General features: G+C 63.3%; 28 protein-coding genes. 13 read left to right on the forward strand and 15 right to left on the reverse strand.

Annotation, left to right across the window (positions count from 1 at the left end):
• Window positions 1-49 precede the first annotated feature (49 nt).
• The 8 genes from AC5P78_RS14555 to AC5P78_RS14590 all read right to left on the reverse strand — a co-directional run bounded on the left by AC5P78_RS14555 (window position 50) and on the right by AC5P78_RS14590 (window position 8,043).
• A complete protein-coding gene (locus tag AC5P78_RS14555) occupies window positions 50-1,063 on the reverse strand; it encodes an XVIPCD domain-containing protein (RefSeq protein ID WP_414498439.1) in 1,014 nt (337 codons plus the stop codon).
• A gap of 2 nt (window positions 1,064-1,065) precedes the next feature.
• Window positions 1,066-1,701: a hypothetical protein gene (locus AC5P78_RS14560; protein ID WP_049437017.1), complete on the reverse strand. Its 636-nt coding sequence runs from the start codon at window positions 1,699-1,701 to the stop codon at window positions 1,066-1,068.
• A complete protein-coding gene (locus AC5P78_RS14565; protein ID WP_414498438.1) occupies window positions 1,698-2,624 on the reverse strand; it encodes an XVIPCD domain-containing protein in 927 nt (308 codons plus the stop codon). Before AC5P78_RS14565 ends, AC5P78_RS14560 begins: the two co-directional genes overlap by 4 nt.
• A 144-nt stretch (window positions 2,625-2,768) precedes the next feature.
• Complete coding sequence (locus AC5P78_RS14570; protein ID WP_155761087.1) at window positions 2,769-3,377, reverse strand: hypothetical protein; 609 nt, start codon at window positions 3,375-3,377, stop codon at window positions 2,769-2,771.
• A 74-nt stretch (window positions 3,378-3,451) separates the two neighbouring features.
• Complete coding sequence (locus AC5P78_RS14575) at window positions 3,452-6,568, reverse strand: XVIPCD domain-containing protein (RefSeq protein WP_495217230.1); 3,117 nt, start codon at window positions 6,566-6,568, stop codon at window positions 3,452-3,454.
• Window positions 6,565-6,798 carry a hypothetical protein gene (locus AC5P78_RS14580; protein WP_495217231.1) on the reverse strand — a complete coding sequence of 78 codons (234 nt, stop codon included), beginning with the start codon at window positions 6,796-6,798 and terminating at the stop codon, window positions 6,565-6,567. Before AC5P78_RS14580 ends, AC5P78_RS14575 begins: the two co-directional genes overlap by 4 nt.
• Before the next feature lie 34 nt (window positions 6,799-6,832).
• Window positions 6,833-7,477: a DUF1629 domain-containing protein gene (locus AC5P78_RS14585; protein ID WP_081284575.1), complete on the reverse strand. Its 645-nt coding sequence runs from the start codon at window positions 7,475-7,477 to the stop codon at window positions 6,833-6,835.
• A 188-nt stretch (window positions 7,478-7,665) separates the two neighbouring features.
• Window positions 7,666-8,043, reverse strand: a complete 378-nt coding sequence (locus AC5P78_RS14590; protein ID WP_065183812.1) for a hypothetical protein — start codon at window positions 8,041-8,043, stop codon at window positions 7,666-7,668.
• Window positions 8,044-8,210: 167 nt separating this feature from the next.
• On the opposite strand from AC5P78_RS14590, the gene AC5P78_RS14595 reads away from it, so the two are divergent.
• The 4 genes from AC5P78_RS14595 (at window position 8,211) to AC5P78_RS14610 (ending at window position 11,291) form a co-directional block, all read left to right on the forward strand.
• The gene (locus tag AC5P78_RS14595) at window positions 8,211-8,420 is read left to right on the forward strand and encodes a hypothetical protein (protein ID WP_065183813.1); all 210 of its coding nucleotides are present in this window, start codon (window positions 8,211-8,213) and stop codon (window positions 8,418-8,420) included.
• A 91-nt stretch (window positions 8,421-8,511) separates the two neighbouring features.
• A complete protein-coding gene (locus AC5P78_RS14600; protein ID WP_065183814.1) occupies window positions 8,512-8,937 on the forward strand; it encodes an energy transducer TonB in 426 nt (141 codons plus the stop codon).
• Window positions 8,938-9,389: 452 nt separating this feature from the next.
• Complete coding sequence (locus tag AC5P78_RS14605; protein WP_010484179.1) at window positions 9,390-9,758, forward strand: hypothetical protein; 369 nt, start codon at window positions 9,390-9,392, stop codon at window positions 9,756-9,758.
• Between the two features lie 624 nt (window positions 9,759-10,382).
• Window positions 10,383-11,291 (forward strand): HNH endonuclease, encoded by a 909-nt coding sequence (locus AC5P78_RS14610; protein ID WP_065183815.1) that lies wholly within the window; start codon window positions 10,383-10,385, stop codon window positions 11,289-11,291.
• 894 nt (window positions 11,292-12,185) lie between these two features.
• On the opposite strand, the gene AC5P78_RS14615 is transcribed toward AC5P78_RS14610, so the two are convergent.
• From AC5P78_RS14615 to aceE, 4 genes are all read right to left on the reverse strand, one after another.
• On the reverse strand, window positions 12,186-12,890 hold the full coding sequence (locus AC5P78_RS14615; protein WP_155761089.1) for a hypothetical protein: 705 nt from the start codon (window positions 12,888-12,890) through the stop codon (window positions 12,186-12,188).
• Window positions 12,891-12,899: 9 nt separating this feature from the next.
• The gene (locus AC5P78_RS14620; protein WP_065183816.1) at window positions 12,900-13,280 is read right to left on the reverse strand and encodes a hypothetical protein; all 381 of its coding nucleotides are present in this window, start codon (window positions 13,278-13,280) and stop codon (window positions 12,900-12,902) included.
• An 89-nt stretch (window positions 13,281-13,369) separates the two neighbouring features.
• On the reverse strand, window positions 13,370-14,239 hold the full coding sequence (locus tag AC5P78_RS14625; protein WP_081284573.1) for a ParA family protein: 870 nt from the start codon (window positions 14,237-14,239) through the stop codon (window positions 13,370-13,372).
• Between the two features lie 78 nt (window positions 14,240-14,317).
• Complete coding sequence (gene aceE / locus AC5P78_RS14630; protein ID WP_019660853.1) at window positions 14,318-17,005, reverse strand: pyruvate dehydrogenase (acetyl-transferring), homodimeric type; 2,688 nt, start codon at window positions 17,003-17,005, stop codon at window positions 14,318-14,320.
• Between the two features lie 569 nt (window positions 17,006-17,574).
• Between aceE and AC5P78_RS14635 the strand changes: the two genes are divergently transcribed.
• Complete coding sequence (locus AC5P78_RS14635) at window positions 17,575-18,135, forward strand: PadR family transcriptional regulator (RefSeq protein WP_414498437.1); 561 nt, start codon at window positions 17,575-17,577, stop codon at window positions 18,133-18,135.
• A gap of 59 nt (window positions 18,136-18,194) precedes the next feature.
• Window positions 18,195-18,992, forward strand: coding sequence for a siderophore-interacting protein (locus tag AC5P78_RS14640; protein WP_414498436.1), 798 nt, complete (start codon window positions 18,195-18,197; stop codon window positions 18,990-18,992).
• 93 nt (window positions 18,993-19,085) lie between these two features.
• On the opposite strand, the gene AC5P78_RS14645 is transcribed toward AC5P78_RS14640, so the two are convergent.
• Window positions 19,086-19,907: a hypothetical protein gene (locus AC5P78_RS14645; protein WP_111198117.1), complete on the reverse strand. Its 822-nt coding sequence runs from the start codon at window positions 19,905-19,907 to the stop codon at window positions 19,086-19,088.
• A gap of 209 nt (window positions 19,908-20,116) precedes the next feature.
• Here AC5P78_RS14645 and AC5P78_RS14650 point away from each other — a divergent pair, with 209 nt between their 5' ends.
• A complete protein-coding gene (locus tag AC5P78_RS14650) occupies window positions 20,117-20,518 on the forward strand; it encodes a hypothetical protein (protein ID WP_138970212.1) in 402 nt (133 codons plus the stop codon).
• A 199-nt stretch (window positions 20,519-20,717) separates the two neighbouring features.
• Here the strand turns inward: AC5P78_RS14650 and AC5P78_RS14655 are convergent, their stop codons facing one another.
• On the reverse strand, window positions 20,718-21,425 hold the full coding sequence (locus tag AC5P78_RS14655; protein ID WP_005407837.1) for a YceI family protein: 708 nt from the start codon (window positions 21,423-21,425) through the stop codon (window positions 20,718-20,720).
• A gap of 86 nt (window positions 21,426-21,511) precedes the next feature.
• A complete protein-coding gene (locus AC5P78_RS14660) occupies window positions 21,512-22,102 on the reverse strand; it encodes a malonic semialdehyde reductase (protein WP_005407836.1) in 591 nt (196 codons plus the stop codon).
• Between the two features lie 126 nt (window positions 22,103-22,228).
• Here AC5P78_RS14660 and AC5P78_RS14665 point away from each other — a divergent pair, with 126 nt between their 5' ends.
• The 6 genes from AC5P78_RS14665 to AC5P78_RS14690 all read left to right on the forward strand — a co-directional run bounded on the left by AC5P78_RS14665 (window position 22,229) and on the right by AC5P78_RS14690 (window position 26,167).
• Window positions 22,229-23,188, forward strand: a complete 960-nt coding sequence (locus AC5P78_RS14665) for a mitochondrial fission ELM1 family protein (protein WP_005407835.1) — start codon at window positions 22,229-22,231, stop codon at window positions 23,186-23,188.
• Window positions 23,189-23,341: 153 nt separating this feature from the next.
• On the forward strand, window positions 23,342-23,572 hold the full coding sequence (locus AC5P78_RS14670) for a hypothetical protein (RefSeq protein WP_005407834.1): 231 nt from the start codon (window positions 23,342-23,344) through the stop codon (window positions 23,570-23,572).
• Between the two features lie 48 nt (window positions 23,573-23,620).
• Window positions 23,621-24,472 (forward strand): DUF2145 domain-containing protein, encoded by an 852-nt coding sequence (locus tag AC5P78_RS14675; RefSeq protein WP_060380533.1) that lies wholly within the window; start codon window positions 23,621-23,623, stop codon window positions 24,470-24,472.
• A gap of 19 nt (window positions 24,473-24,491) precedes the next feature.
• Window positions 24,492-24,986, forward strand: coding sequence for a hypothetical protein (locus tag AC5P78_RS14680; RefSeq protein WP_005407832.1), 495 nt, complete (start codon window positions 24,492-24,494; stop codon window positions 24,984-24,986).
• A gap of 32 nt (window positions 24,987-25,018) precedes the next feature.
• Entirely contained in the window at window positions 25,019-25,531 is a 513-nt protein-coding gene (locus tag AC5P78_RS14685; protein ID WP_049397247.1) for a hypothetical protein, read from the forward strand.
• 75 nt (window positions 25,532-25,606) lie between these two features.
• Window positions 25,607-26,167 carry a queuosine precursor transporter gene (locus AC5P78_RS14690; RefSeq protein ID WP_111174409.1) on the forward strand — a complete coding sequence of 187 codons (561 nt, stop codon included), beginning with the start codon at window positions 25,607-25,609 and terminating at the stop codon, window positions 26,165-26,167.
• Window positions 26,168-26,490 lie beyond the last annotated feature (323 nt).

Genomic DNA, 26,490 nt, shown 5'->3' on the forward strand with positions numbered 1-26,490 from the left:
GCGCCGGCGCGGGTATGGCCGACGCTCGACTTCGATGCTGCGCCCGCGGCTATGCCATCCGTGGACCGTGGCTCTGCTGAAGCTGCTGCTCCTCCTGCAGGCGCTGCGCGTCTCGCTGCGGCTCGTTCTGCTGCAACTGCGCGACACGATCGAACGAGGCCTCCACCGGTGCCTGCGCAGCCACCTCCGCCGGCATGCTGGCGCGCTGGTGTGCCGGGTCACTGCGGTCCCCCTGCACGATGAACAGCTTCGGTGCGGTATCACCGCGCTGCTCGCCCAGCACCACTTCGTCCACGCGCGAGAACTGCTGCTCCTTCGACAGCGCGAGCAGGCTGGCACTGACATTGCCGTTGCGTGCACCGAAAGCGCCGAGGTCGGCCACCTGCTGGTGGATCTGGTTGAGGCGGGCATGATCGTCGTGCGCCGGGTCTGCGGGCGTGGCGCTTGCCGCGAGGCTGCTGTTGCCGCGCCACTGCTCGCCGTTCTCGGTGAACATCCATTCGCGGAACGTCTGCTTCGGCATCGGGTTCCACTGCACCCTGTCCAGCTCGCTGCCCTTCACCTGCTGCGGAATGGCGTTGACCGCGCGGATGTTGTCCAGGACCCTGGTAGCGCCCTCGTAGTTGGTGATCTCCCCGGCCAGCCCCACCGGGCGCAGCCCTGCGTGGTTCAGGGCACCCCATGCGAAATCGGTGCAGGCGTTGGAGAAGAAGTCGTAGTTCATGTCGAAGCCGTGCTTCTTCGGGTCTGCGGAGAACTCGAGGATGCGGTCGTACTGCTCCTTGCTGATCTCGATCGTGCGCTCGAAGCGGGGCTTGTCGTAGACCGACACGTCCATGTCATCGACTTTGCCCCTGTTCGGCTCGTCCTTGGTGCCTGCGTGGGTGAAACCCATGCTCTCCGGGAAGGGTTCACCCGAACGGCGCAGCGACAGGAACATGTGACCCGCGAACGAGGGCTCCAGCAGAAACCTGTTTCCCTCAGCATCTCGGCCGTAGCGCGGCGTGCCGGGGGCCGCCAGATGGATGGTTACGCTGTAGCGCTCGGCATCGTCCTTGTGCATGTCTACTTTCCTAGTGATTGGTAGCCAACGATCAGTTCTGCTTTCAGGCCTTCCAGCTGGGGCCGATCCTCCACGAGGTCCACCCGCAGAAGGTAGCGCCCGGGTGTAATGCCTCCGACCTGCGCCAGCTGCAGCGTGCGATAGAGCACGCCTTCAGAGTACAACCCGGCCTCGGCCAAGCTGTTGATGTCCACGCTCCCCGTCGTCAGGTCTGTGACCACGCCATCATCGGCGATCTTCTGCGAGTCGCGTCCATCGCGAGTACGCTGCCAGAGCTGTACATGACGAGGCGCGCTGCCATCAATTCGCTCCAGGTGCAGCCGCGTTGGCAAACGTCCGAGAGTGATCTTCTCCGACGCATCCAGCAGCCGTCGGGCGTCGGTATCCTGCAGCCGCAGCCCGATGTTCAGGATCGGAATGGCCGGCTTCTGGGGTGCCGGCAAATCAAACGTGACCTCGGCAATCCGGCCGGCCTTCTGCAACTGCACGGCTCGCGTGAACGGCACAACCGTGCGCGCCTCGGCCTGTGCGCGCGTCAGCAGGGGCGGCGCAATCTCAGGCGCTGGTGACACACGGCATGCCGCCAGCGCGCCTAGCACCGCCAGTAACACCAGCCTCTGCCGCAGTGGCCGCGTCATTGCTCCTTCAACCGCAGCGAATCGGCCACATCGGTCGTGGCCGCCACTTCAGTGGCGATGCTGGCGCGGCGGTGCCCCGGGTCATTGTGATCGCCTTGCACGATGAAGATGCTCTCTGCCGCATGGCTGCTCTTCGTTGGCTGGCTGAGCAGCACGTGGTCCACCCGCGAGAGATTGTTCTGCTTGGCCAGCACCAGCAGGCTGGCGCTGATGCGCTGGCTGGCCGCATCGAACGGGCGACCATGCGCCGCATCCAGCTCGGCCACTTTCTGGATCAGCTGCGAGAACAGACGGTGGTCTGGATGCGAGGGGTCCAGCAGCGTGCCGGCCACTTCGATCGGCGTCGGTGGCGGCTCATCGCTGGCGCGGTCGCCCTGGCGATGACGCTCGGCCTCGCGCTCGGGCATCGCGTGATGGGTTTCGGCATTCAGATCGCTGCCCGGGAACGGCGCGGCAATGCACTGTATTTCCGGCAGGTTGAACAGCACCGCGAACTCGCCCAGGTTGCTGCCGCCGTCCAGCGGCGCCGGCAGCGGATGCAAGCCCGCATAGTGCAGCGCCGCCCAGACGAAATCGCTGCAGCGATTGATGGTGGCCGGGCGATCGACGTCGAATTCGAACTCGGCCGGTTCCTCGGCGAAATCACGCAGGCAGCCGTAATGCTCCTCGGTGATTTCCAGGGTGCGGCTGTAGTACGGGTCCAGATGCTCGTCCGCATCATCGTGGCGCACCTGCGCGTACTGCACGCCGGAGCGGGTTTCGCCCGGCACCTGGCGCGGTGGTGCGAAGCCATAGCTGTGGGCCTCGTCGCCCGCCGCCACCTGCAGGTACATGTGGCCGCGCGGCGAAATGCCCCCGCTCTTCAGTGGGGTGCCGGGGGCGGCCAGGTACAGCGTTGCGGTGTAGCGTGTTGCCTGCTCCATGCCTGTTCAGCCTTGATGGGTGCTGCGGTCCTGGCCGGATGATGGCATAGGTGGGATGGGGGGCAGGTGGAGGACAAAGTTGGGGCCACGACTGGCATGCTGAATGTGTGAACCAGCCAGCAATCCAAGAAGCTGAGTGCTTCGCTACTTGGGCCTGCGCAGGTAGGCAATCAGCAGTTCGGGGTGATACGGATCAAGCTGCGTCAGAGGCGAATGCAGTTGCACTTCAACCCGGTATCGGCCCGGCGAGGGATTGCTTGCCCATGCGAAGGCCAGCTGTGCGTAGGTATCACCGGGTCGTTCCAGCCCAGCATTCTGCAGCGCCAGTACGTCAGCATCGTCCAGCCACGCGCTGGTTACTCGACCATCGGCGGGGATGGGAATCGTCCGGGCAGGTTCCCCGATGATCGATTCCAGCCGGAGCAACGGCACGTCCTTCCATCCACCCGATTCCAGGCGCGCCATGGAGACGTTGGCCTGGAGCCCGGATGCCTGAACATCGACCAGTGCCTCCAGTGCCGGGACGTCGTCCGTACGATTGACCCGAATGCCGATCATGAGCGTTGGAGAGGAATTCCTGCTGGGAACATCCACATCGAATTCCACCGCCAATGGTTCATCCATTGACCAGGTGGGCATGGCGCGCACAAGCGGCACCAGATCCGGACGATGGGCCTCTGCGATCGAGCCTGCGTCGCGAGCCGCCTCGGGTCGGCACGCGGTAGCCAGAAGAACGAGCAGTCCAGCGAGCATGCATATCGGGCGCTTTCCTTGTGGCTTCATCTTCGGTCCTTTTCGCAGGTCGCCCAGTGCAGCTCATACGTTGATCACCCCCCGCTGGCCGCACGAATCTGGATGTCGTGCTGCACCCGCTGGTCTTCCAGCTGCTGGTCCATCTGATTCGCAAGCGCACGCTGATGCGCTTCACGGCTGACAGAGTCGAACTGTTGCAGTGACTCTTCAACTGATGTCTGCGCCGCCAGCTCGGTCGGCATCGCAGCGCGCTGATGGGCCGGATTGCTCGGTTCGCCCTGCACCACGAACAGCGTGTGCCCGGCCGGATGTTCACTCGTAGCGTTGCTCACCAGCACATGGTCCACCCGTTCCAGGTCGTTGTCCTTGGCCAGTACCAGAAGGCTGGCTGTCATGCGTTCGCTGACTTCATCGAAGCTTCGGCCGTGCTTGGCGTCCAGCGCTTCCACGCCCTCACGGATCTGCTGATACAGCGCGTGATCGGGGTGGCCGGGCTGCGTGGGGTCCTGCAGCGCCCGGTTCGGGCCCGATGCCTCATCCGGTGCGGGCGCGGCCGGTTCAGGGCCTGGCGCTGTCGTGGGCTCGGCAGGAACAGTGACAGCCGCAGTGACGGGCTGGAGGTCATCCGATGGAGTCGGTTCGGGCTCCGGCACGTGTTGTGCCGCTTCCTGCTCCGTAGGCCACGGATCGCGCGCAGGTTCAGCAGGCAGCGGCTCCTTGAAGGGCACCGGTTCCACCTCCTGCACTGCCATGTCCTGCTTTGGAGTGGGGGCAACCGCAGGCACCGGGGCCATCCGCTCCGGCTCCGATGCCTGCTCTGTGCGCTGCGTGGGCACCGTCTGCGTTGCCGCTGCCAGAGGCGTGGCAGCGTGTGGCGTCGCGCGCTCAGATGCGGCCGTGGGCGCCTGCGTAGGCCCCGCGGGCTCTGGCGTCTGTGAGGCGGTACGGTTTTCGGTGGGCGCCTCGCTGTTTGGATGGGGCTGAGGTTGGGGCTCCGCCTCACGCCGCGGTGGATCGCGCTGCTCGGCGTGCCGCTGAAGGTCGGGCTTGTCCTGAGGGGCGGGCGTAGGCGGTGGCGTGACCCCTATCGCGGGCGGCGCTGCCGCAACCGCCGCAGGCGCGATGGTTTGCGCAGTCGCCGGCTCTTCAGGCCGCTCTTCCACGTTCCCATCCTGCTCGGATGGCTTGTCGCCATGTGCCACCTGAGCGGCTGCTCGTGCAGCCTGTCCTGCATCTACCTGCGCAGCACCCAGCCGATTGGCTTCCTGCAGTGCCTGCCGGTACGCCTCCTGCTCACCCGCCGACAGCGCAGCAATGCGCAGCTCGGGCGAGTCGGGCAACGGCGCCTGCTCATTGGTACGCGCGCGCACCTCATTCCATGCGGCCTGCAGCTCCTGCGTGCTGGTGGTCGCGACGGCGCGCGCCACGCCATCCTGACCCACCTGGTAATGGGTGATGGGCCGAGACGCGCCCGCGTTGCCCTCGGCTACAGGCCCCAGTTCCTGCAGCGTGGGACCCGTAATGCCGTGCTGCTCGCGCGTGCGTGCCGTGGCCAGGGCAATGGCCTGCTCCCACGCCGGTGACAGCGCGACGCCCGCAGCGTAGTAGCTGTGGCGCAGCTCGTTCTGGTTCACTTCCGCCGCAGATGGCAACGGTCGCGCGTCCAATGCGGCAATGGTCTGGTTGAACTGATCGAGCGGCGGCTGCTGGATGGTGCGGGTCAGCTCCAACTCCAGCGCCATGTTGCCCTGCGCGATCTGGCCAGCATGGCTCCATTGTCCTGCTTCATCTCGCTGGTAAAGCTGGTTGTCCGAGCCCTGGATGGCGTCGGGCCTGGCACGGGCCTGCTCCACCACCTCCGGCACCAGCGGCACGAAGTCGCTGGCACGGGTAGCGGCGTAGGTCTCCAGATAGCTGGCGGCAATGGCGGCCTTGCCGTTGGCGATGTTGTTCTCGATGCGCTGCACCGCCTCGCGATTCAACTCGTCGGCGCGCTCGGGGGTGGCGGTCTGGGTCTCATACATACCCCGGTCGGTGGCACCGGACACGCCAATCTTGACCTGCCGCGTCCACTGTTCGGTCTGCGCATCGCGGTGCCAGTTGGGATTGTCCAGACGGCCCTCGCCGTCCTTCGCCGGGATGCTGAAAGGATCCTGCGGTGGCGGTGCCTTGCCCAGCGCCAGCTCTACCGCTTTTACATGGGCGTATGCGCCCAGCTCGCGGGCCTTCTCGTAACTGGCGCCCACACTGCGCTCAGCCGGATTGCCCAGGCCGTCGCCTGTGCTGTCCATAACCGCCTGGCGCTGCCAGTTGCGGCCATCGAACTGCCATGTGACATCGGCCTTGTCGGTCTGCCGGTAGACGGCGCGGTTGTCGAGCAGATCTGCGCCCCTGTCGAACGCCTTGCTCATCAGCAGCGCATCACCCGCGACGATGGCGGCTGGGACGAAGCTGGACGTGCCGATCACCGACGCCGTGGCCATGCCACCGATCCAGCCACCGCCGTTTCGCGCCAGGGCATGAGTAAGCTCGGACTGGGCGGCGGTGCCGTTGCCTTCTTCCAGCAGCTGTGAGGTTCGGCGGGCGGTGATAACGGCGTCGGTGCCGGAGGCGAGCAGGCCGCCGGAGCGGATCAGTTGGCTGGTGGAGGCTTCGCCGAGGAGGAGGTCCATAGTGATGCCGCCTTGCTGCAAGCGGGGCGCACGAATGCGATAGGCAGCCTCCTCACCCAGCACACGCTCCACTTTCAGGATGCCGGGCTCCGACATGACGATCCGACCAGATTGTTGTGCATCGGAAATGGCCGCCGACAGGCTGTTCCTCTGAAGCTCAAGATCACTTCCTTTAGTCAGCTTGGCGCCGAACTGATTATGGACATCCAGCAAGGCCACAATGCGCGATTCAGTTCTGGTCACTAGAAGGTGCATTCGCTCGTCTGGACGCATGCCAGTCAACGCGCCGTACTGCAAGGAGTGGACCTGCGCGTAGCGATCGACATTCCCGAAGAATGCCTGCGTTCTGGGCCTGATGGCATCTGAATCCATGCCAAGAGGGGCGTTCGTGTAAAGATCACCGTTGACTAGGCCAATCGTCATCGTGTCGCGAAGGCCGTTGACCTGAGCTGCCACGCGCTGCATCGCAGCCACGTCACCGCGAAGCGCAGCTTGGCCGTCTGGTGATGCCTCGATCATCTCCAGAGAAAAGGTGATTCCGTTTTGATAGTCCTTGATCGGCCCCCGCCGTGAGGGGAAACACCCATGGCAGCAGCGAGCCTCTTGTCTGCCGGCATGTAGAGCAGGTTCTCGAACACATCCTTCTCAACAAGCTCTGCGTCCACCAACGCCTGCAGAAAATCGTTGTTATTGAAGGTTTGTTGCTCAAGCACATGGTGCTTCTGGAGAATCGGACTGTTGCGCGGCATAGAGCGCCCTCTTCCTTGAGCTCAATCAGCGGACTCAGATATCAGCTGCGTCCGTAAACGATAGTCCTCGCGACTCGCCCTTACCGCCGATACCGGCGGCCAGAACCGCATTACGCAAAGCGCTGTCACAGAAAACAAGGTTCCCTGAGTACGGCGTTCGGAATATGTGCGCCCGGCTGACGGCATCCTTTCGGAACGCCAGGGAACTTCCACCCCTGAGGTCGTAAAACTTGCCTCCGGGATAGCCCTCGTCGCGAACAACGCGGAGCTTTGACGCAGCTTCATCGACCGCATCGATCACTCGGGTCACATCGCAGAGGAAGTAGCGCGGCCCTTCAGATCCATTGGCGAGGCGGTATTCGCTCTCCGCAAACTCGAATCCGTCGGGATCGACAGAGACGAACGCGTTACGCAAGCGCTCCGAGACGAGCCAGTAACCGCTCATTCCTCCTTCAAGATCTTCAGGAAGCCCCCCCTTCTTGGGCGAGTGAACCAACAGTGGTTTCTCTGCCATAGGTGGAAATCCACCACCTTCAGGGCGCAGGATCAACCGTGGAGGTGTGCGAAGTTTCTTCACATTCTCGAACACTACCCCGTGCCCCTTTCCCCCTCGCGTGGTATCCGGCATCAAGAGGAAGAATTCTCCACGTCTGGGCTGAGTTGACTCCATTTGCTCCATGATATTCATCCCTTACAAAATCCTAATTGCTAGCCTAGAGCCAACCTGAAGGAGAGGAAAGTGACCTCCTTTCATTTACGTGAAAGCTGGCGCCACGCCTGCCGGACGTTGCCCCTGCGTGACATAGCTGTCGTACGTTCCCAACGCACCGAAGCTCCAAGAGCTGGCACTCCCCAGGTTCAGCTCCGCTATGCCAACACCAGATCCCCATTGATCAGCGCCACCCTCACCGTGTCCTGCAGCATCCTCACGGCCTCCACTGCCCGAACGGTAGAGCCTAGGTCGCCTTCAAGCGCCCCCTGCCCGTCTGGCGAGGCCTCGATGGCAGCCAACTGCTGCAACATGCCCTGTGAGTAGGCGTCAATCGGCTCCTTCACATAGCGCGCGCATCCCAGCTCATCTGCGAACGCCTGCTCAATGGGCAGGTACAGCCAATTGTGTGCAGAGTTGATGTCGAACTCGCCCGCCGCCTGCAGACGGCGAAGCAGGTTGCTTCCCGCAACGATCGTGGGACCGATGATCAACTGAGAATCGAACAGCGCGTCATTGTCTTCGATGGCAGCCATGGGTCTCCTTTCCTATGGATGTTGCGATGGGTAACCACGGTCCCCTTTTACTCTGGCATGCATTGGTGCGCAATCGGACCACAATGAAATTTTGCGGAGCGCTGACGGCGCGTCCCGCCGTGTGAGACCCATCGCAGCCACACTCCTCTTCTCACTGGAGGAAGACCGTGACCAGGATCGACCCCACATGGCTGGAAGCCTTCGACAAGGAGCTCCTCCACCTGTTCGCCATCGACCACTGCGATGCCGGCATGGATGAGTACCTGCTGGGCTGCTACGCAGACCTACCGCCACGCGAGGCGGCGCTCGCCTTCGGCAGCGACTACGACCTCGAGCGCGACGATGCGCTGTGGCCACGGCCGGGCGTGCCTATGTGATCCGCGCAGAGATCCCGCATACCGGCATTCAAGGCAAGCGATGCCAGGGGATGGCCGCTATGCTGGCAGCGCACCGGAATGGAAACCACGTATGCCCCGTTTGAACACTGCCCTGGCACTGAACTTCGTTCTGATGCTGCTGGGCGCTACACCTGCCATGGCCATGGCGGCAGACCCGCAGGTTTCCACTGAAGTGTTCGTGGAGCGCGGTGACAATCCCACCTTCGAGCTGCAGCAGGCACCTGCCATTGAGTATTCAACGGCCCCTGCCACGCCGCCCGATACCTTCCTGCAGGCTCCCATGCAGGTGGTGCTGGTTGCTCAGTTGGATGAGCTGGGCCACGTTTCCAACGTGATGGTGGCGCGGTCCAGCGGACTGCGGGAGATGGATCGTGCGGCCCTTACCTCAGTGCGCCAGTGGCGCTTTGATCCGGTCGTGGCTGACGGCGTCGCGCTGCATGCGCGGGTGCGGATCCGTCTGACCTTCGTGCCCACGGCCGGGGCGCCGCTCGGCTGAACCGCTGCTCCAATCTGTCGCAATTGGCCCTAGGCCATTGGCATGGCTGCAGGTATTCCTGCGCTTGGAGCCAATAGCGCCAAGCCCATCAAGACCGTTGCGGCGCAATCGCTTGCCGGCTTAACACCGTGTGCGACAATGCCGAAAGCGTCAGGACTGGCAATCATCAGTCCTGTGGTTTCTTGGCATTTGGCAGCTGCGCGGGTATCTCTTGGCGTGCCACCGGAAAAGGGTGGCGCGGGACTCGAAAACCCGTCTATGTACCAGATGTATGCGCTTGCCGGCCGGCGTCACCTTTTGTGTGGCGCCGGCTGGCAATCCGTTCGCGTTCTATGGCGGGCGGTGCGTGGGGATCTCCGGATCCGCCGGTCTGGTACATACCGGTTTTCGAGCCCGCACCGTCCGCCACCTTTATTGGTGGCGCTGCTATCTGTCCTGTACGGAGCATTGCCATGAACACATCGGACTTCCGTTCCCTGCACGCGCAGTACGATCCGGACAACGCCGAACCCGAGCGCGAACCGTCCGTCGATCCCAACGCCTTCGTCGCCACGCTGCACCGCATCGGCACTGGTGCGGCTGCGGACGGGCAACCTTGGCCGGAGCGGCATCAACTGCCTGGGCGTTGCCTTCAGCTGGCGGACGCGGATTGCGCGCTGGCGGGGCTGCGTGTGGTGGCGGAGCTGATGTTGGCTGCGGAGCGGACTCGGCAGAACGGAGCGCCTGAGGAGTACCTGGGGGATCGGGTGATGGAGGGGTTAAAGATGGCGTGTGTGGCGTTGACTGCGCAGGTGACTGAGCGGTTGCAGGTGCGGGAGTAGAGCGCGCCTCGCTGCGCACATCGAATGCAATGCTTCGGATAGTGTGCAAGCTCCGAAGCATTCGCCACTGTCTGAGCCTTTAGCCTCCAACACTGGCCTCACTATGCCGAGCCGCACTCTACTTGCCCTGACGGCGGCAACCCTATTGGGATTGATCATTGCTGGGGCGTACGCGCCAGCCACCACAATGAGTCTTGAGAACTACCCAAGACTCACCGACGCGGAGTTTGCCCTGTTTCGGGCCGATGCCGAGAGCTTCGCCGAGGAGTTGGCCTGCCAAGGCATCACCATCGGAAAGCATGATTCCAGTAGACGCTTCTTCGATATGAGCGTACGTGGCGATGTCATTCTATTCGTAGACAACTCTGGGGCAAGTTTTCAGATAGTCACCATATCTACGATCACAAGCGATGCAATAGAGCTACAGCGCTGGAAAGATGGTTGGGGCTCACCAGAGAGACGCAGGAGGAACTTGAGCCCACCTGAGAACAGCTGCCCTCCACTCTCTTCCAAATAGCCCCCATCTGCCCCCTGCCCCGACAGCCGAATGCGTCAACCAATGACACAAGCAACGTGGTTCTGGCTAGAATCCTGGGCACTTAGCTTCTGGGACAGGGATCTAGGATGGAACTCCCATTCGAGGTGGGCGCGCTCTACAACCGTCAAAAGCAGATCCACGGTGTATTTGGCGGGCAACAGCAAGGCGGCATTTCGACACCAAAGGAGCATCCGCTAGTCATCGCGTTCACTGGCGAGGCCGGCGTGTCTCACGGCTACCATGACTTTTGGGACGACGACGAAGTCTTTCATTACTTCGGCGAGGGTCAAGTCGGAGACATGAAGTATGTGGCGGGCAACCGAGCCATTGGCGACCACGTCAAGGATGGCAAGACGCTCGTAGTGTTTCAGATGATGGGCAAGGGGCGGCCCTACCGGTACCTTGGTAGGTTCATCTGTCAGTCCTCCTACGTTCGACCTGACACGCCAGATGGAAAAGGGCAGCCAAGGTCTGCGATCGTGTTCCGCTTGAAATCACTGGAAGCCTCACTGGGCCTCGCGGCGAGCGAGACGGAGCAAGCTGAGATTGAAGCAGCTATCGATGACGTTGGCGCGACGAGCGCAAGACGCGAAACCGAAGTGCGGACGAAGCAACGCCTATTCCGAGAGCGGCTGATTGGCGTTGAAAAGGGTTGCCGGTTGACCGGCATTGAAGACCTTAGATTCCTCCGCGCGAGTCATATCAAGCCCTGGGCAGATAGTACTCATAGTGAGCGCGTTGATGGCGAGAATGGGCTTCTTCTAGCTCCGCATGCGGACCTGCTGTTTGATCGGGGGTGGATTAGCTTCTCAACGAGCGGTCGCCTACTAGTCTCGAGCAGCCTACCATCGGATGTGCAAGTTCGGCTTGGCTTGAAATTGAATACATCACTCCGATATGGATTCTTCTCCTCGAAGCAGCTTAGCTTCCTGGAGTTTCATCGAGAGGTTGTTTTTGATCGGCGCCTTCGGCCGTCACATTCCTCAATGTACTGACTCCAGAGCTTTCTGTTATGCCAGTGGTTCGGCTTGGCGCTCGGGACGAAGCAGTACAAACCAACGAGCCACGCGGCCAAGTTCTTATCCAAGCTGGCCGAGCCGACCGATGAGCAATCTAACCAGAGCCTTCGTTCGGATACCAAGCTGTACCTGCGTGCTGGGCATGCACGAGAACACCGTGCAACGGATATTCCAGCTCAAGGGTTGGCATCTGTGCACACGCGCGCTTGGCTCGCGCGCTCGAGTTGAAGAAGGCTTCTCGGGTAGAAGAGCCAGATCATAGCTAGGCCACCGCCCTGTGCCGGGTCTAGGCGGCAGGGATGGCTGTCTGAGCCCGACTCTGTTGATCGACTGGGGCGCACGAATGCCGCTTGGTTGGCGCTTGTCGCGAACTTGAAAGGTTAGCGCCGCGCGAGGCCATGCGCGGCAGACCTTGATCATCCGCTACGTCAGGCGATGCCCTGCACCATGCCCGTTCCTGTCGCGATTTAACAATGGCTCGATGCTCAACAATTGCGGCTACCCGCGCCCGGTGCGAGTGCATGGCCTGCATCAGGAGTCCATTACGTCATGGTGACCGTAGCAAAACGGCGTGGCGAAACGGATGATCCGGACACTGAAGGGTCAATTCATATACCGGCGACGTTTCGAGCGCTAAGCGAATGTTTACACAGGTTATTTCTGACGAAATCACCTTCCATAACCAACAGCACCCTCATCACATACAGAGGACAATGACACCGGAGGCCACTACGTCACTACATTAACGCATGATCTGAGAAAAAACCGGCGGACCATTTACACGCGCGGCCATTATATCGGCCATCAAACATACGCAGCAGCGAGCTTTACGCGGCTAAGCGAACACGCCAAATAATCGCGCACCATTTACTATGCTTTATCCAAACCAAGCGCCAACCTAACTTCTGGCGCAACACCTTTTGTGAAATAACATTTCGACGGCGTACTCATGTATCGCCATGCTTCCGCACCAAGAACACACAAGAATAGATCACTAATGATCTTGGAACATTGTTCGAAGTGAGCCGCAACCTCAGCACTGATTGCCGACTCATGAAGTGTATCTTCAAGTTCAAGGGTGGATTTCCAGTCCCCTGGAATTTGGCCATGAACGATAGCAGAGGTTCTGCTATACCACTTATCCAAAGCGTCAGACAAGTTTAACGAAGATTGACGCAACGCGTATCCAGGAACGTGTTTCTTATAGAACTCTAGAACATCCTTCTTCGAAATGTAGAACTTATCATCTCGAACAAGCGTACCGAGCTCTGCAGGATGACTTCTAAAGTACGTATAGTACAGCGCGCACTCCAGCATTGATCGCATAGAGGCTGCAGCTGGCTTATAAAGCGCCAATGCAAAACATTTGGCCACGTTATGACTACCGTGCTGCATCTCCCTAACGAAGGGTAACGCGATGTTGCCGCCATCAATCAGCTCAAGCTCTCTAGCCCAAATCGCTACCCGAAGTATGCTTGTATGGACAGAGTCAACAAGAGCTCCATTCGAGACGAATGAATCTCTATTCTTGTTCCAATCGACCCCATTGAGAGCATCAGCCAGATCAGCACTCATTCTCGCACCTCAGAATCGCCGACTTATCCCACCCAAGTAGGGATCCACCGCAACTTCAACACCAAGCTCCTTTAGGAATTCCTGGCGCGCCGCTGTCGTTGCCGACATGAAGAATTTACTTAGAATCTGCCTAGCAGAATCTTTCTCATTAATTTTCTTCGCAGCGGGAGGATAGACACTGTAAATGATATCGTAAATTCTATGCTTCGTGAGCCGCTTCCTATTAACAATACCTAACGCAATCTCTACTAAGGCAGAGTCTTCAGCCACATCCTCAATCGGCTCATCGATGTCCAATTCAAATCCGGCCTTTACACTCAATGACTGCGAAGTCTCATAGAGCGAACGCCCCAATGCATGCCGAAACTCAGGATCACTTTCAATAAGCATCGCAAGCTCCTTCAACTGCGATGTAGAGAGAGACGAGCCTATTAGGGCAGCAAGCGTCGGCCGCAGCAATGATCCTTTTCTCCTGCTCATTACAGGCCCATCCTATCAGTGAGCTCTCTCGCAACGGACGTCAAGTTTCGCTTCGCCTCATGACTATATGGCTTCGAGCTATTCCATACGAAACCAGTCCCCCCAACCGGGGCCGCAAAAGCAGAGTATTTCTTTAGCGTTCCAGTCATGCAGAATGGTGAAAACTTCTTATCCGATCGAATCGCATACTCCTCCGGAGTTACACCGGACCGAGGCACCCGATTGAAAAGTATTTGCGGCTGAGGACCATTAACTCCAACTTTCTTTGAGTTTATAAAATCCAGCATCAAACCAATACCCCTAACCGCATAACCTTCCGGCACGACAGGGATAAGTACGTGATCAGAATTTGAGAGGGCCGTTTTAGTCAGAAGCGAACCCGCAGGATGGCAGTCAATAATTATCAGATCATAAATCGATCTAGCTTCACTAATGAAATTACTAAACCTATCTTCAATAATCGAAATATGGGCGTCTGCCCTTCCGAGCGCGACATACATGAGATCGAGAGTCGACGGAACTAGATCAAGACGCCCTCCTGAAGAACTAGCCAGGACAGTCCTGGCTAAATCTGCAACTTTTGGAGGGGAGCTACTACCCGGCACCTGGAGCTTGTATGGATTAAGATTAACAGAATTGTCTTGAAGCACAGACATTACTGTCTTTCCATTCTTCTCTAACGAAAAATAATCTGCTGCCGCCAGGCAGCCCTGGGAAAGGTTAAACTGTGGGTCATAATCAATAAGCAGAACCTTTCTTGTCGGCTTATCTTTCCACTTATAGTGCCCCACAGCACCGCCAATATTCATCGAAACGGTGGTTTTCCCTACCCCACCTTTCATATTCATTACTGTTACAACTTTCCCCATCTCACACTCCTTGTATCTGGGCTCACTCGTGACTGATGATAACAAAAAAGGGGCTAGAAGCCCCCTTTTTGTCTGATGTCAAACCCCAACAGGATTAGCCTTCTCCGGATCAATCTTGTACTGCTTGATTGCCCGGGCCACATCCTTCGCGGTCATCTTCCCTTCCTTCGCCAGCGCCGCAATCGCGGCATGCGCGATGTAGTACCGGTCAACCTCGAAGAACCGGCGCAGGTTCGCACGCGTATCCGAACGGCCGAAACCATCCGTACCCAGCACCGTGTACGACATCGGCACGAATGCACGGATCTGGTCCGCATACGCACGCACGTAGTCGGTGGCGGCAATCGCCGGGCCCTGGCGGCCTTCCAGCAGCTCGGTCACGTAGGCCTTGCGCTGCTCACCTTCCGGATGCAGGCGGTTGGCACGTTCCACGTCGAAACCATCGCGACGCAGTTCGTTGAAGCTCGGGCAGCTCCAGATGTCGGCGGTCACGCCGAAGTCCTTGTCCAGCAGTTCGGCCGCGGCAATGGCTTCGCGCAGGATGGTGCCCGAGCCCAGAAGCTGCACGCGCAGCTCGCCCTTCTTCGGCTTGCCGGCATCGGTCAGCAGGTACATGCCCTTGACGATGCCTTCGGCCGCACCTTCCGGCATTTCCGGGTGGGTGTAGTTCTCGTTCATCAGGGTGACGTAGTAATACTCGTCCACCTGGTCTTCCATCATGCGCTTGGTGCCGTGCTGCAGGATCACCGTCACTTCGAAGCCGAAGGTCGGGTCATAGCTGCGCACGTTCGGGATGCCACCGGCCACCAGATGGCTGAAGCCATCTTCGTGCTGCAGGCCTTCACCGTTCAGCGTGGTGCGGCCGGCGGTGCCACCCAGCAGGAAGCCACGGGTACGCATGTCCGCTGCCTGCCAGGCGATGTCGCCCACGCGCTGGAAGCCGAACATCGAGTAGTAGATGTAGAACGGCAGCATCGGCACGTTGCTGACCGAGTAGCTGGTACCGGCGGCCATCCACGAGCTGATCGCACCCGGCTCGCTGATGCCCTGCTGCAGCACCTGGCCGCTCTGGTCTTCGCGGTAGAACATCAGCTGGTCGGCGTCGACCGGCTTGTACTTCTGGCCGAACGGCGCGTAGATGCCGATCTGGCGGAACAGGCCTTCCATGCCGAAGGTACGGGCTTCGTCGGCCACGATCGGCACGATGTGCGGCCCCAGTTCCTTGTCGCGCAGGGTGATGTTCAGGCTCTGCACGAAGGCCATGGTGGTGGAGTAGCTGCGCTCGCCGCTGCTCTTCAGCAGGCGCTCGTAGGCCTCCAGCTTCGGCGCCACGAATGTCTTGTCAGCCTTGCGGCGGCGCTGCGGCAGGTAACCGCCCAGCGCGGCACGGCGTTCCTGCAGGTACTGCACTTCCGGCGAATCCGGGCCCGGGTGGTAGAACGGCACCTGGCCGTCGGCCAGCTGCGCGTCGGTCACCGGAATGTTGAAGCGGTCGCGGAAGTGGCGCACCGCTTCGTCGTCCAGCTTCTTGGTCTGGTGGGTCGGGTTCAGTGCCTCACCGGCGCTGCCCATGCCGTAACCCTTCACGGTCTTGGCCAGGATGACGGTCGGCATGCCCTTGGTGTTCACGGCCTGGTGGTAGGCGGCGTACACCTTGTGCGGGTCGTGGCCACCACGGTTCAGGCGCCAGATGTCGTCGTCGGAAAGGCCGGCGACCATCGCGGCGGTTTCCGGGTACTTGCCGAAGAAATGCTCGCGGGTATACGCGCCGCCGAAGGCCTTGCAGTTCTGGTATTCGCCGTCGACGGTTTCCATCATCAGCTTCTTCAGGACGCCATTGGTGTCCTTGGCCAGCAGGGCATCCCAGTAACCGCCCCACAGCAGCTTGATCACGTTCCAGCCGCCGCCACGGAACACGCCTTCCAGTTCCTGGATGATCTTGCCGTTGCCGCGCACCGGGCCGTCCAGGCGCTGCAGGTTGCAGTTCACCACGAAGATCAGGTTGTCCAGGCCTTCACGGCCGGCCAGGGCGATGGCACCCAGGGTTTCCGGCTCGTCGCTCTCGCCGTCGCCGATGAAGCACCACACCTTGCGGTCGGACTTCTCGATCAGGCCACGGTTTTCCAGGTAGCGCATGAACTGCGCCTGGTAGATGGCGGCCAGCGGGCCCAGGCCCATCGACACGGTCGGGGTCTGCCAGTAGTCCGGCATCAGCCACGGGTGCGGGTACGACGACAGGCCACCGCCGTCCACTTCCATGCGGAACTTGTCCAGCTGCTCTTCGCTGATGCGGCCTTCCAGGAAGGAACGCGCGTAGATGCCCGGGGCGCTGTGGCCCTGGATGAACAGCAGGTCGCCCGGGTGGTTCTCGCTCGGGGCGCGCCAGAAGTGGTTGAAGCCCACGTCGTACAGGGTGGCGCCGGAGGCGAACGAGGCGATGTGGCCGCCCAGGTCACCCGGCTTGCGGTTGGCGCGCACCACGGTGGCCATCGCGTTCCAGCGGATGATCGAACGGATGCGCCATTCCAGCTCGGCATTGCCCGGGCTCTTGGCCTCGAGCTGCGGCTCGATGGTGTTGACGTACTCGGTGGTGGGAGAGAACGGCAGGTAGGCGCCCGAACGACGGGTCAGTTCCACCATGCCTTCCAGCAGCTGATGCGCGCGCTCGGAGCCCTCGACATCAATAACGGCCTTCAACGACTCGATCCACTCCTGGGTTTCCACAGGATTCGGGTCGTTGTTCAGCACCTCGTTCAACCAGTTCATTAGCGCTCCCATAACCGCACGCACGCGCGCGACTGTTGTATAGATTTCTAGACCGCAAAGTGTAGCGCACCAAGGGCTTTCGTCACTTGGCTACGCAGGCGTATGGATGCAACCGGCCAGTGTCCGCAAGGGGCTTGCCGGGCCCGCTGAAGGCCCTGCGGCGGGCCTTGGTGGCTGCGCGGGCTGTCGCTTGCGGGCCGCTGCGCCCATGTGCAGGACGCAGTGTTACCGCTGCCGATGACGGTTGTAGGGCAGCGCCATGCCCACCTGTATCGGCTGCGCGTGCCGGCGCTGAACCGGCGACAACGTGTCGCACCTGCCTCTGGATTGGCCCCCCACCCTGCCCTCAGGGTAGGCCTCGAGTGTTGGCCTTGCCCGCTTCGGTCCGCCGTCTGGCCCTGCCTCGCTCCCTTCCACAGTGTTGCCCGGGGCGCCTCGCAAGGGGCGCCCCTTTTGCCGTGCGCGGGGCTGGCCGTGGCCCAAAACTGACCCGCTTGTGGCCGGATCGATGATTGCCGGCTTCGATATATCGATATATCGTTTGCACACTCGTTTACCGATATATCGAAATGAGCCGCACCGCTTCTCCCAGAGCCCGTTCCACCAATCTGGAAGTGCCGCGCCGCAACGGCCAGCCGCGGGTGCTCAGCCGTGGCGACCTGCGCCTGCTGGTGCTGGCCCTGATCGGCGAGCAGCCGCGCCATGGCTACGAGCTGATGCAGCTGATCAGCAACCAGTTCATGCAGGCCTATACGCCCAGCGCCGGCACCATGTACCCGCTGCTGGCCAGCTTCGAGCAGGCCGGCTGGATCGAGGCCGAGGAAGTGGACGGCAAGCGGATCTTCCGCATCACCGCCGCCGGCGAGTTCGAGCTGAAGGTGCAGCGCACCCAGGTGCGGTTGGCGCAGCGACGTGCCTTCGACCGTGCCCGCGAGATCACCAAGGCCTCGCTGCCGCCGCCGCTGGCCTGCGCCCTGCGCGAGTTCAAGCGGGCGCTGGTGCATCACCACGGCCGCTGGGCCGAGGGCGAAGCGGAAGAAGTAGCGGCGCTGCTGACGCGGGCGTCTGCCCTGCTCAACGGTACGGCCGGTAGCGAGAGCCCACCCATTTCAATGACCCAGCCAGACTGAATCCAGCCAGGTCTCCCCTACGCCGCGCGCCCCCGCGCGACACCTTTACTGGTAACCCTATGACCGAACACAACAACACGCGCCTGCGCCTGGATGTGCGCTTCCGTGAACTGACCGTGCTGCGCACCGAAGAGGTCACCCCGCACATGCGCCGCATCGTGCTGGGTGGCGCCGAGCTGGCCGGTTTCGATTCGCCCGGCGCCGACGACCACATCAAGCTGTTCTTCCCCAATGCCAGCGGCGAGATGGTGCTGCCGGTGGTGACTGCCGAAGGCCGCAGCTATCCGGCCGGCAAGGAGCCCTCGCCGGCCCGCGACTACACCCCACGCTGGTGGGACCACGAAACCGGCGAGCTGGCCATCGACTTCGTGCTGCACGACCAGGGCATTGCCGGGCCGTGGGCCGAGCGCGCGCAGCCGGGCGACACGCTGGTGATCGGCGGCCCGCGCGGCTCGTTCGTGGTGGCCGACACCTACGACGCCTACGTGCTGATCGGCGATGAAACCGCGCTGCCGGCCATCGCCCGCTGGCTGAACGTGCTGCCGGACGGCGCCGAGGTGCAGGCCTTCATCGAAGTGAGCGACGAGGCCGAACGCCAGGACCTGCCGCAGTACGAGAACGTGCGCATCCACTGGCTGGAGCGCAACGGCTTCCCGGCGGCCAGCAGCACGCTGCTGGAAGACATGCTGACCGACTTCGAGGCCCCGGACGGCGATGTCTTCTACTGGATCGCCACCGAATCGCGCCGCGCGCGGATGATGCGCAAGTTCATCGAAGGCCACCTGGGCGTGCCGCGCGACTGGATTCGTTCGACCGGCTACTGGAAGGCGCACCCGGACGAAACCGACGGCGATTGATCCCAAGACGGTGGGTGCGGCCCCCGCTTGGTGGGTGCGGACCGTTGGTCCGCACGCCCTGCAACAGGTAGTGCCGGCCGCTGGCCGGCAACCTCATGAACCTTCGGCAGGAACCTGCAATTGCCGGCCAGCGGCCGGCACTACCTCCCGCCGCGCCCACCCGAACCGCTGCGCGGCCCAGATCTCCAGCGCCACCAGCAGCGCGATGATCAACAACGGCAACAGCAGCCCGAAGTACACGCCGGGCATCATGCCGTTGATCTGCGCCTTCACCAGCCGCAGCACACCACGGGTGTGCAGCAGCTCATCCACATGCATGGTCAGCGCCTCGCGCACCACCTTGGGCTCCAGCCCGACCGTGCCGGCCTTGTCCACCAGCGTGTCTTCCACCATGCCGCGCAGCAGGCCTTCGCGCACCTTGCCGATCACCCAGCCGGTGCCGCGCGCCAACGGACCGTTGCCAAGACGATCAAGGCCGGGCAACGGATATTCGCTGAGGTAGGCCGAAGCGATGGTATCGGCCACGTCGCCCACCGTGCCCTGGCTGCGCAATGCCTCGCGCATGCGCGGGTCGTCCAGCGAGTCGGTGAAGCCTTCGCTCCAGCCTTCCACCAGGGTCTGCAGGTGCGGTTGGAAATGATCGAGCTGCTTGAACAGCGCGCGGTGCGCACCAGCAGTAAAGCCCAGCTGCAGCCCGAAGAAGGCGGTGGCCAGTGGCAGCAGCACCACGTAGCTGGCCAGCAGCCAGTGATGCCAGCGCTTGCGCCGCTGCAACCACCCCCGGCGGTGCAGCCCGCGCCAGGCGAAGATGCCCAGCACCAGGCCAAGCAACGTGCCGAGCACGCTGCCGCCCAGCAGATCGAGCACGCTCAGGCCCGACCAGAATTCGTTCAACCAGTACTGCGCGTCCTGCATGGATCTTCCTTCCGTGGTTGCGGCTGCGCCTGAAACGCCAGCCAGGTAGAGTCGACTGTTAGTCGACTATCGCGCGCAGCGCGGGGGTTTCCGGCATCGCGCCAAGAGCAGTCGACTAACAGTCGACTCTACCAAACGGAAGACCGCCGCTCCGGAACACGCCAAGCAATGCGACAATCGCGCTCCTTTCCTGCAGCGACGAGGCCCACATGGCCAAACTGACCCTGGCCAGCGTGGATGCGCTGCGTACCCGCTTTGCCGATGACGCCGCCTGCGACGCGGCGCTGGCCGCCTTCGCCGACACCGCCGCACTGCGCACGCCGCTGCGTGAGCTGGTGGAGGCACAGCACCGCTACCTGCAGGCCGAATTCGAAGTGGCGCAGGTGGCCGATGTATTGCGCCGCGACCAGAAATACGCGCCGGTGGGCCGGCCGTCGGTGCACATCGTGCAGCTGCGCAAGCAGCAGGCCGCGACCAAGCAGGCGGCGCTGATCGCACGCCAGGTGGTGGCGCAGGCCGCGCAGACCTTCGTGCGCGTGAGCGGGCTGACAGTGAAGGCCAAGCAGAGCCCGAGCGAAGCGTGCGTGGCATGGTTGGGCGCGTTGCGCTGAGGGATCGTGCGGACCAACGGTCCGCACCCACCAGATGCAGGTTGGCGTCTACCGGGTAGTGCCGGCCGCTGGCCGGCAACCCCATCAGCATCGGGCACCCCGCATGCAGCCGGCCAGCGGCCGGCTCTACCGGCACCCAAAAAGAAGGCCCGCTTTTCAGCGGGCCTTCTGCCTTCTCACGACGAGTGAGCGGGGTGCATCAAGCCGCCGGCTTTTCGCCGGTGGCTTCGGTGGTGATGCGGATCTTCACTTCATCGCTGACGTTCGGGGCATAGGCGCCGACGCCGAAATCGCTGCGCTTCAGGGTGGTGGTGGCATCGAAGCCGGCGGCCGGAACCTTGGCCATCGGGTGCTCGCCGCCGCCGTTGACGGTCACGTCCAGGGTGACCGGCTTGGTGATGCCCTTGATGGTCAGGTCACCGGTGACGGTCAGCTTGTTGGTGCCAGCGGCTTCCACCTTGGTGCTCTTGAAGGTGGCATCGGCGAACTTGGCGGCGTCGAAGAAGTCGGCGCTCTTCAGGTGCTCGTCGAACTTGGCGGTGAAGCTGTTCAGGCCGCTCAGCGGCAGCTTCACTTCCACGGTGGACTTGGTCACGTCTTCGGCGTTGTACACCAGGGTGCCTTCGACGTTGCCGAAGTGCGCGCTCGGGTTGGAGAAGCCGAAGTGGCTCCACTGGGCCAGCACGTCGGTGTGGGTCGGGTCCAGCTTGTAGGTGCCCGAGGCGATCTTGATCGCTTCGGCGGCCGGCGCGGCAGCGGCGGCATCGGCGGCCGGGGTGGCGGCCTGTTCGGTGGTGGCCGGGGCGGCGGCATCGGCAGCCGGGGCAGCGGTGTCGGCCGGCTTGGAGCAGGCGGCGATGGCCAGGGTCAGGGCCAGCGGCAGCAGCAGTTTACGGGTGGCGCTCATCTGAGGAACTCTCCGGATCGTAGGGTGGGTACACGGTGCAGCAAGAGCCTGCCACGGGACAGCAGGCCCGAAACCGATACAACGACTTACGCGATGCGCGCCGCTTCGTCGAACGACAGGCGCGGCAGACGCGGGAACAGGCCCGCCGGGTCACCGTAACCCAGGTTGACCAGGAAATTCGACTTGATCGAAGTGCCGGCGAAGAACGCTTCGTCCACCTTGGCCGGGTCGAAGCCGGACATCGGGCCGGCATCCAGGCCCAGCGCGCGTGCGGCCAGGATCAGGTAGGCGCCCTGCAGGCTGCCGTTGCGGAGGGCGGCTTCGTGGCGGCCTTCCTGCGGGCCGTCGAACCAGGCCTTGGCATCGGTGTGCGGGAACAGGTACGGCAGCTTCTCGTGGAAGTCCAGGTCGAAGCCGATGATGGCGGTGACCGGAGCGGCCATGGTCTTGTCGTGGTTGCCTTCGGACAGGGCCGGGGCCAGCTTGGCCTTGGCTTCCTTCGAGGTGACGAAGACGAAGCGGGCGGGCGTGGTGTTGGCGGCGGTCGGGCCCCACTTCACCAGGTCATACAGTTCCTGCAGCAGGCTGGCCGGGACCGGCTTGTCGAGGAAGGCGTTCTGGGTGCGGGCAGTACGGAACAGCTGGTCGAGGGCAGCAGCGTCGAGCGCGTGGGACATCGGTGGATCTCCAGGGCGGCTAAGGGAAGTCAGTGCCCGCGGGCGGCGCGGGGCGAAACGACGAGCCGCAGTGTAGAGTGTCGCGACTGTTGCAACACCCAGCAGGGCTGAAACGAATTAATGCCAATGGTGAAACGATCGAGCGCGCCATGGACGGTCACTGACGGCCGTGCGGGCAATGTCCGCCAAGCGGTCGCGCTGGCCTCGGCGCTGCGCCAGGGCACCCACCGACCGCTGGTCCTGCAGCCCCGCGCACCCTGGCGCTGGCTGTCGCCGCGGCGCCTGCCGGGTGATGTGAACGGCTATGGCGAGGCTTTCGCGTCATTGGCTGCCGAGGCCCCGGCGCTGGCGATCGGCTGTGGCCGCCAGGCCGCCGGCGCACTGCGCGTGCTGCGCGCACGTGGCAGCCAGGTGGTGCAGATCCTCGACCCGCGCATCGGCGCACGCCACTGGGATGTGGTGGTGGTGCCCGAACACGATGCCCTGCGTGGCAGCAACGTGCTGACCCTGCTCGGCAGCCTCAACCCGGTGGACGACGACTGGCTGGCCTGGGGCCGCGCCGCGTTCGCCGGCTTCAGTACCTTGCCCGGCCCGCGCACCGCGTTGCTTGTCGGTGGACCGACGCCGCTGGCGCCGTGGGATGAAACGGCGATGGTGGGCGTGTTCCAGGCGCTGGCCGGGCAGATCCGCAGCGAAGGCGGCAGCCTGCTGGCGACCACCTCGCGACGCACGCCGCCGGCGTTGGCCGAGATCCTGCGCGCGACGTTCGCCGACCTGCCGCATGTGATCTGGGGCGACGGCGGCGACGGTACGAATCCTTATGGCGGCCTGCTCGGCTGGGCCAACCGCGTGGTGGTCTCGCCCGATTCGGTGAACCTGCTGTCTGAAGCCTGCGCCACGCGCATGCCGGTGATGGTGGCGCTGGCCGATACCGCGCAAGGCCGGCTGGCGCGCTTCCAGCAGCAGCTGCGCGAGCGCGGGCGGCTGCAGGCGCATTGGCTGGACTGGCAGTACGACCGCATCGAACCACTGCGCGAGACCGCGCGGGTGGCCGCGGAAGTGAAACAGCGTCTGGCATTGGGGTAGTGCCGGCCGCTGGCCGGCAATGCTCTACGCGCTACCGAAGATCCTGACGTTGCCGGCCAGCGGCCGGCACTACCGGGTGCGCAGCGTTTTCTGAACATTTCGATCCGACTGTGCGGTTAGAGTCCAGCGTCCCCCATCACGCTGAACGTCTTCATGCGCACCCTGCTCCTGCTGCCCCTGGCCCTGCTCGCCGCCTGCTCCACCACGCCCACCGAGCTGGATCCGATCTCGTATCAATGCCAGCAGCAGCTGGACGCGTACCGCGAACAGCCGGCGCTGCGCGATCCGAAGACTGGTCAGCGCCCGCCGCTGCCGGTGGCCCCGATCAGCGACGCCTGTGACAAGGAACTCCAGCGCAAGGGCCTGGACCGCCCGCTGCGCTGACCGGCGTATGATCGGCGCGCGGGCCTGCCCGCCGTTGAAGGTACCGACATGGATCGTTTTTCCCGCCTGCCCCGCGCCGTGCTGCTGATCGCCAGCCTGCTGGTGACCGCGCCCGCTTGGGCCAACAGTTCCGAGTGCCGCGAACGCTACCCGAGCGTGGCGTCGCAGGCGGCGATGCTGGACGTGGCCTGGACCACCGCCGAACGCCTGGACGCGCTGCCCGATGTGGACGTGGTGGTCGCCGCGCGCGGTGGCCAGGACCTGAGCCGCTACGGCCTGCGCCACAGCCACCTGGCCTTCCTGCTGCGCGAGGACGACGGCCGCTGGCGCGCGATGCACCTGCTCAACCGCTGCAAGACCGACAGCTCGCAGCTGTACCACGAGGGCCTGGGCAACTTCGTCGGCGAGAGCGGCGGGCATACGGACCTGCGCATCGGCGTGCCGTCGGCGCCGCTGCGTGCTGCATTGAAGGCGATGCTCGTGTCGCCGTCGATCCAGTCCAAGGCGCTGCACGAGACCAAGTACAACGTGGTCGCCTACCCGTTCGCCACCGACTACCAGAACTCCAACCAGTGGGTACTGGAGGTGCTGGCGGCAGCGATGGCACAGGCCGACGGTGCGCCGGCCATCGTCAAGCGCGAACAGGCGCAGCAGTGGTTGCGCCAGCAGAAGTACCAGCCCAGCGTGCTGCATATCGGCCTGGGCAAGCGCGTGGGTGCGCGCCTGTTCATTGCAAACGCCACCACCACCGACCACCCCGCCGGCGAACGCATTTCCGGCAACTATTCGGTGGTGACGGTGGAATCGGTATTCGACTTCCTGCACCAGCGCAGCCAGCTGCAGCAGGAACTGGTGATCCCCCATGTGCCGGTGGCCGGTGCTGCTGCCGCCACGCCCTGAATCCCGCGAGGAGAACGACATGCGTCCGCTGCCTGTTTCCCTGATGTCGATGGTGATCATTGCCGGCCTGCTCGGCGCGAACACCGCCCATGCCGAACGCCGCATCATCATCCTGCAGGACCCGGGTCCGCAGGGGCCGAGCCTGGAAATGTCCGCGCCCCTGGTGGCTTCGGCGCGCGCCGCCGCTGCCAAGGAAGCCCGGGATGCCGGGCTGCCGCCCGGCCACGGCGCATCGGTGAAGCTGCCGCAGATGCAGGTGAGCGCCATCGCCACCACCGTCGACGGCCGCCGCGAAGTACTGCTGCGTGATGCCAACAACCCGCAGAACACCGCGTCGATGCAGTGGCCGAAGCGCCCCGGCGATCCCGCCGTGCAGTTCACCGTGGGCCAGACCGTGAACTTCGAGCCGACCGGCACCGACCAGGGCTGGCAGGTGAAGGACAACCAGGGCCGCCCGCTGGAATATCTGCCCGAGGCCACCGGCCCGCGCGACATCTTCGATACCCGGCGCTGAGCCGCCGCCCCCACGTTGACCAGGAGGTCTCCATGTTCCGTTGCCTGCGCATTCCCGCGTCCGCCCTGCTGCTCTCGGTGCTGCTGGTGCCCACTGTCCATGCTGGCGCCGCGCCGCAGTTGAACAGCAGCGAGGCCAGCGTGATCGTGACATCGTTCGTGGTGCTGTCGTTGCCACTGGCGGCCTCGATGGGCTTGTCCGAACTGTCCAAGGCGCCGTTCAAGGCCAGCGAACGCAACGGCCGAGCCACGCGCACCAAGGCAGTGCCGCTGCCGCCGATGGAGGTGAAGAAGGTGGAGACCACGCCGGAGGGCGAGCGCCAGGTACAGCTGCAGGTGCCGGACAAAGCCGACCAGACCGCCACCCTGCGCTGGCCGGCGCACGTGCATGAAGACCAGGCGGCAGGCTTCGTGGTCGGCCAGCAGGTGCACTTCGACCCCACCGAAGCCGGTGCCGGCTGGACCGTGAAAAGCGCGCAGGGCCAGGCACTGGCTTACGTGCCCACCGCCTACGCCGCTGGCGATGTGATGAGCGAAGCGCTGTAAAGCTGAACGACCGGTTTTGGCTTTGACGCGGGCCGGGCGGATAATGGGCGATCCCCTTTGTCCCCCTGGCTCGCCATGTCCGTGCGTCCTGCCCCTCTTTTTGCCCCGCTGACCGCCCGCGCCCTGGTGCTGGCGGTACTGGCGATGGGCGCGGTGGTGCTGTTGTCCAACGTACTGGTGCAGTACCCGATCAACGATTGGCTGACCTGGGGTGCCTTCAGCTATCCGGTCGCGTTCCTGGTCAGCAACCTGATCAACCGCCGCTTCGGCCCGGGCCCGGCGCGCCGCGTGGCGTGGATCGGCTTCCTGGTGGCGGTGGTGTTGTCGGTGTGGGTGGCCACGCCGCGCATCGCCATTGCCTCGTGCTCGGCCTTCATCGTGGCGCAGCTGCTGGACATCACCGTCTTCGACCGCCTGCGTCGTGGCAGCTGGTGGCGCGCACCGATGGTGGCCACCACCTGCAGCGCGACGGTGGATACCACCATTTTCTGGTCGATCGCGTTTGCCGGTTCCGCCCTGCCGTGGGTGAGCTGGGCCACCGGCGACCTGGCGGTGAAGCTGGCGATCGGCGTCTGCCTGCTGGCCCCGTTCCGCGCATTGTTGTGGAAGATGGCGCCGCTGCGGGCCACCAGCTGACCGCACATGCTCTGGTGGGTGCCGACCTTGGTTGGCACGCCCTGCAGAACTCATCGCTGCCGACAGATTGTGCCGACCAACGGTCGGCACCTACCAGGAGCGGGCATCGCAGGGCCATTGATTCGGTGGGTGCCGACCGTTGGTCGGCACGCCCTGCAGAACTCATCGCTGCCGACAGATTTTGCCGACCACCGGTCGGCACCTACCAGGAGCGGGCATCGCAGGGCCATTGATCCGGTGGGTGCCGACCGTTGGTCGGCACGCCCTGCAGAACTCATCGCTGCCGACAGATTGTGCCGACCAACGGTTGGCACATACCAGGA

It is taken from the genome of Stenotrophomonas sp. YJH_SMC_133 (assembly GCF_059370655.1).

Coding starts and splice junctions, on each gene's coding strand:
- AC5P78_RS14645 (WP_111198117.1), bottom strand. CDS start 19,907: ATGCAGGACGCGCAGTACTGGTTGAACGAATTCTGGTCGGGCCTGAGC.
- AC5P78_RS14650 (WP_138970212.1), top strand. CDS start 20,117: ATGGCCAAACTGACCCTGGCCAGCGTGGATGCGCTGCGTACCCGCTTT.
- AC5P78_RS14565 (WP_414498438.1), bottom strand. CDS start 2,624: ATGGAGCAGGCAACACGCTACACCGCAACGCTGTACCTGGCCGCCCCC.
- AC5P78_RS14675 (WP_060380533.1), top strand. CDS start 23,621: ATGGATCGTTTTTCCCGCCTGCCCCGCGCCGTGCTGCTGATCGCCAGC.
- AC5P78_RS14555 (WP_414498439.1), bottom strand. CDS start 1,063: ATGCACAAGGACGATGCCGAGCGCTACAGCGTAACCATCCATCTGGCG.
- AC5P78_RS14685 (WP_049397247.1), top strand. CDS start 25,019: ATGTTCCGTTGCCTGCGCATTCCCGCGTCCGCCCTGCTGCTCTCGGTG.
- AC5P78_RS14690 (WP_111174409.1), top strand. CDS start 25,607: ATGTCCGTGCGTCCTGCCCCTCTTTTTGCCCCGCTGACCGCCCGCGCC.
- AC5P78_RS14580 (WP_495217231.1), bottom strand. CDS start 6,798: ATGCCGCGCAACAGTCCGATTCTCCAGAAGCACCATGTGCTTGAGCAA.
- AC5P78_RS14615 (WP_155761089.1), bottom strand. CDS start 12,890: ATGAGTGCTGATCTGGCTGATGCTCTCAATGGGGTCGATTGGAACAAG.
- AC5P78_RS14575 (WP_495217230.1), bottom strand. CDS start 6,568: ATGATCGAGGCATCACCAGACGGCCAAGCTGCGCTTCGCGGTGACGTG.
- aceE (WP_019660853.1), bottom strand. CDS start 17,005: ATGAACTGGTTGAACGAGGTGCTGAACAACGACCCGAATCCTGTGGAA.
- AC5P78_RS14660 (WP_005407836.1), bottom strand. CDS start 22,102: ATGTCCCACGCGCTCGACGCTGCTGCCCTCGACCAGCTGTTCCGTACT.
- AC5P78_RS14600 (WP_065183814.1), top strand. CDS start 8,512: ATGCCCCGTTTGAACACTGCCCTGGCACTGAACTTCGTTCTGATGCTG.
- AC5P78_RS14570 (WP_155761087.1), bottom strand. CDS start 3,377: ATGCTCGCTGGACTGCTCGTTCTTCTGGCTACCGCGTGCCGACCCGAG.
- AC5P78_RS14585 (WP_081284575.1), bottom strand. CDS start 7,477: ATGGAGCAAATGGAGTCAACTCAGCCCAGACGTGGAGAATTCTTCCTC.
- AC5P78_RS14560 (WP_049437017.1), bottom strand. CDS start 1,701: ATGACGCGGCCACTGCGGCAGAGGCTGGTGTTACTGGCGGTGCTAGGC.
- AC5P78_RS14670 (WP_005407834.1), top strand. CDS start 23,342: ATGCGCACCCTGCTCCTGCTGCCCCTGGCCCTGCTCGCCGCCTGCTCC.
- AC5P78_RS14655 (WP_005407837.1), bottom strand. CDS start 21,425: ATGAGCGCCACCCGTAAACTGCTGCTGCCGCTGGCCCTGACCCTGGCC.
- AC5P78_RS14635 (WP_414498437.1), top strand. CDS start 17,575: ATGAGCCGCACCGCTTCTCCCAGAGCCCGTTCCACCAATCTGGAAGTG.
- AC5P78_RS14620 (WP_065183816.1), bottom strand. CDS start 13,280: ATGCTTATTGAAAGTGATCCTGAGTTTCGGCATGCATTGGGGCGTTCG.
- AC5P78_RS14680 (WP_005407832.1), top strand. CDS start 24,492: ATGCGTCCGCTGCCTGTTTCCCTGATGTCGATGGTGATCATTGCCGGC.
- AC5P78_RS14605 (WP_010484179.1), top strand. CDS start 9,390: ATGAACACATCGGACTTCCGTTCCCTGCACGCGCAGTACGATCCGGAC.
- AC5P78_RS14610 (WP_065183815.1), top strand. CDS start 10,383: ATGGAACTCCCATTCGAGGTGGGCGCGCTCTACAACCGTCAAAAGCAG.
- AC5P78_RS14590 (WP_065183812.1), bottom strand. CDS start 8,043: ATGGCTGCCATCGAAGACAATGACGCGCTGTTCGATTCTCAGTTGATC.
- AC5P78_RS14665 (WP_005407835.1), top strand. CDS start 22,229: ATGGTGAAACGATCGAGCGCGCCATGGACGGTCACTGACGGCCGTGCG.
- AC5P78_RS14640 (WP_414498436.1), top strand. CDS start 18,195: ATGACCGAACACAACAACACGCGCCTGCGCCTGGATGTGCGCTTCCGT.
- AC5P78_RS14625 (WP_081284573.1), bottom strand. CDS start 14,239: ATGGGGAAAGTTGTAACAGTAATGAATATGAAAGGTGGGGTAGGGAAA.